The sequence below is a fragment of the Staphylococcus sp. EG-SA-2 genome (assembly GCF_017152085.1).
This window is the reverse complement of sequence record NZ_JACYHC010000510.1, coordinates 1-4,013: the sequence shown is the minus strand read 5'-3', so window position 1 is coordinate 4,013 and position 4,013 is coordinate 1. Positions and strand designations below refer to the sequence as shown.

The following is a 4,013-nucleotide window of genomic DNA, read 5'->3' as shown; positions in this document are numbered from 1 at the left end:
GTTTCTTTAGCTAATTTAAAATCTTCATCTACTAATAAATCGAAATTCAATCCGTGTTTCTCAATAAAATTTTGGTGTTTTTTCTTTGAATCACCGCTTATACCATATACTGCAACATCTAAATCATTGAACATTTCTAAATTGTCTCTAAAGTCACAAGCTTCTGTGGTACAAGTAGGTGTATTATCTCTAGGATAAAAATATATAATCGCCTTTTTACCTTTTAATGTATCATTTGTAATGACAGTTCCGTCTTGATTTTCTAATTTAAATATTGGAAATTGTTCTCCTTTTTGCAACATATAATCACCTTTTTCTTCATTATAATAATTTTATGATACGATATTAGATGAAAATATTAAATTAAAAGAGGTTGATATAAATGAATTTTAGTGAAAGTGAACGTTTACAACAACTTTCAAACGAATATATTCTAGGCGGTGTCAATTCCCCTTCTCGTTCTTATAAAGCTGTAGGAGGCGGTGCACCTGTTGTTATGAAAGAAGGACACGGTGCATATTTATATGATGTCGATGGCAATAAATTTATTGATTACCTTCAAGCATACGGTCCAATTATTGCGGGGCATGCACATCCTCATATTACTAAAGCAATTCAAGAACAAGCAGCCAAAGGTGTTTTATTTGGTACACCGACTGAACTAGAAATTGAATTCAGCAAAAAATTACGTGATGCAATTCCATCTCTTGAGAAAATTCGCTTTGTAAATTCTGGAACAGAAGCAGTCATGACAACAATTCGTGTTGCACGTGCATATACTAAAAGAAATAAAATTATAAAATTTGCTGGATCTTATCATGGCCATTCTGATTTAGTATTGGTTGCAGCAGGTAGTGGCCCATCTCAGCTCGGTTCTCCAGACTCAGCTGGTGTTCCAGAAAGCGTCGCACGTGAAGTCATTACTGTACCTTTCAATGATATTAACGCATATAAAGAAGCAATTGAATTTTGGGGTGATGAAATTGCCGCAGTATTAGTAGAACCAATTGTTGGTAACTTTGGAATGGTAATGCCTCAACCTGGATTTTTAGAAGAGGTTAATGAAATTTCGCATAACAATGGGACACTAGTGATTTATGATGAAGTAATTACTGCATTCCGTTTCCATTACGGTGCCGCTCAAGATTTATTAGGTGTTATCCCTGATTTAACTGCATTTGGTAAAATTGTTGGCGGTGGTTTACCAATTGGAGGCTATGGTGGACGTCAAGATATTATGGAACAAGTAGCACCTCTAGGACCTGCATATCAAGCTGGTACAATGGCTGGTAACCCGTTATCTATGAAAGCAGGTATTGCATTACTCGAAGTACTAGAACAAGACGGTGTTTATGAAAAATTAGACAGCTTAGGCCAACAACTAGAAGAAGGTTTACTTAAATTAATCGAAAAACATAATATCACAGCTACAATTAATCGTATTTATGGATCTTTAACATTGTACTTTACAGATGAAAAAGTCACACATTATGATCAAGTTGAACATTCTGACGGCGAAGCGTTCGGTAAATTTTTCAAATTAATGTTAAATCAAGGTATCAATTTAGCACCTTCTAAGTTTGAAGCTTGGTTCTTAACAACTGAACATACAGAAGAAGATATTCAACAAACTTTAAAAGCTGCAGACTATGCTTTTAGTCAAATGAAATAACTTTTAAGGAAGTATATTTTTAATTGAATTAAAATAAAACAAATGCTCACATAGTAGATTCATTTTATATCGTTAACTATTAACGTTTAACTTGATATGTCACTATGTGAGTTTTTATTTTACAAATTTATACTCTTTTAATCTCTGACTAAAGTTTTACATCGCTATCAGTATTATGTATGATTTATTTTAACAACTATAAATAAGCTTGAATTTTATAACTAGTAAGTGTATAACAGTAATGAATACGAATATTAGATATTCAATAAACTTAAAAGGGGCGTCATTATTTTTGAGACTAGGAGCTCGGATTTTTAAAACTGGTATAGCCATTATTTTAGCTATGTCTATCGCTTCTTTACTACCGGATGATGTTGGTCTGAAAGCCTTAGCTGGTGTCAGTGCTGTTGTTGCAATGCAACCTAGTATTTATCGTTCATTTAAAACAGTTTCTGATCAAGCATTGGGTAACATTATAGGTGCCATATTATCTGTTACAATGGTAACAATTTTTAGTGATAATTTTATCATTATGGGTGTTACCGTCATAGTACTTATTGCTATTTTATTTAAATTTAATTTAGCACATGTTGCTACTTTGGCGAGTGTAACAGCATTAATCATTATGGGACAACATACCGGTTCTTTCTATATTACCGCCTTTTACAGGTTTGTACTTGTAATGATTGGTGTCATAAGTTCATCTCTAGTTAACTTTGTGTTTCTACCACCTAAATTTGAAACAAAAATTTACTATAATTCATTAAATATATCCTCAGATATTTTTATGTGGTTTAAATTAGTATTAAATGATACGACGGAGTTTAATAATATTAAACAAGATAGTCATAATTTAAAACAACGTGTCGAAAAGTTAGAGAAAATTTATGATTACTATAGCGAAGAACGTCCTATTACAAAAAAACATATTCACCAACAGAATAGAAAGAAAATACTTTTCAGAGAAGTAGTTCAGACGACTAGACAAGCTTATGAAGTATTAAACAAATTGTCGCGTTATCAAAACGACTTATATTTACTTAATAACAATTTCCTATTACAAATCAAATTAGATTTAGATTCATTAACTGCTTTTCACGAGCAAATTTTAGCTAGCCTTTCTAAAAAAGCACGTTATAATGTGACACATGTTGATTATGAGTTAGATAATCCGCAGAAAAAAGATTTATTGTCTACATTTCAGCATGAGTTAATAAATCATCCTTATCAAACGGAATATTCGTTTGCCAATGTTATGCAAATTGTTGCAGCCATCGAAGAGTATCGACACCATTTAGAGCATTTAGACCGCATAAGAATTAGCTTTTTCACATATCATAGGTCTGATGCAGACATTGAAATTGTTGAAGAAGACTTTGATTTATAAGTTTAAAGCAATTCCTGTAATTAATACCACAATGAGATAAAGTAATATTGAATCTCGAAATTAAATTTAAAAAAGCAGTAAGATTATTTTCAATGAAGAAAATCTCTTACTGCTTTTCTATGTTATGACCCCACCATCCTGTTACAAATCTTCCCTACAAGATTGTACTGAAGTCAAACAACTAATACTTTATAAGTTTTGAATGCTATATAAATGCTCGTAAGCACCTTGTTTTGCAATCAATTCACGATGCGTACCTGTTTCAACAATATGTCCATTTTCAATTACGACAATTTTGTCAGCATGTGTAATAGTGGACAAGCGATGCGCTACGATAAGTGTCGTTCGATCTTTACTCAACACATCTAATGCTTCTTGAATAATGGATTCACTTTCTAAATCAAGTGCACTTGTTGCTTCATCCAAGATAAGAATTGGCGGATTATTTAAAAATATTCTAGCAATCGATAATCTTTGTTTTTGACCACCTGATAATTTAACACCTCGTTCACCTACTTCAGTGTCATATCCCTGTGGCAAGTTCATAATAAAGTCATGTGCATTAGCCATTTTCGCCGCTTCAACTACTTCTTCATCTGTTGCTGTTGGACGACCAAGTAAAATATTTTCCTTAACTGTATCAGAGAATAAAATATTATCCTGTTGCACCAATCCTATTTGATTTCTTAAACTTCCCGTTAAAAAATCTTTAATATTGTGACCATCTATTAAAATTTGCCCAGAAGTTACATCGTAAAATCTCGGTATTAAGTTAATTAATGTTGATTTACCACCACCACTCATACCTACGAAAGCAACTGTTTCTCCTTTTTCAATACTCAAATTAATATCTTTTAAAATTGGAGCTTCGTTATCGTTATATTGAAAACTAACATGATCAATATCAATACGACCTTGTTTAATTTCAATAGGTTGAGCACCAACACCATTTTT

General features: G+C 32.2%; 3 protein-coding genes and 2 pseudogenes. 2 read left to right on the top strand and 3 right to left on the bottom strand.

The window, feature by feature from the left end:
• On the bottom strand, positions 1-302 hold a 302-nt coding region (locus IDG60_RS08045; protein ID WP_084964124.1), incomplete at its 3' end, for a peroxiredoxin.
• A gap of 80 nt (positions 303-382) precedes the next feature.
• Here IDG60_RS08045 and IDG60_RS08040 point away from each other — a divergent pair.
• Positions 383-1,672: a glutamate-1-semialdehyde 2,1-aminomutase gene (locus IDG60_RS08040; RefSeq protein WP_001011595.1), complete on the top strand. Its 1,290-nt coding sequence runs from the start codon at positions 383-385 to the stop codon at positions 1,670-1,672.
• A 292-nt stretch (positions 1,673-1,964) separates the two neighbouring features.
• Positions 1,965-3,059 carry an FUSC family protein gene (locus IDG60_RS08035; RefSeq protein WP_001236371.1) on the top strand — a complete coding sequence of 365 codons (1,095 nt, stop codon included), beginning with the start codon at positions 1,965-1,967 and terminating at the stop codon, positions 3,057-3,059.
• A gap of 89 nt (positions 3,060-3,148) precedes the next feature.
• Here IDG60_RS08035 and IDG60_RS08030 read toward each other — a convergent pair.
• Positions 3,149-3,240 (bottom strand): annotated as a pseudogene (locus tag IDG60_RS08030) (hypothetical protein).
• 8 nt (positions 3,241-3,248) lie between these two features.
• Positions 3,249-4,013, bottom strand: a pseudogene (locus tag IDG60_RS08025) (SAV1866 family putative multidrug efflux ABC transporter); the annotation flags it as partial.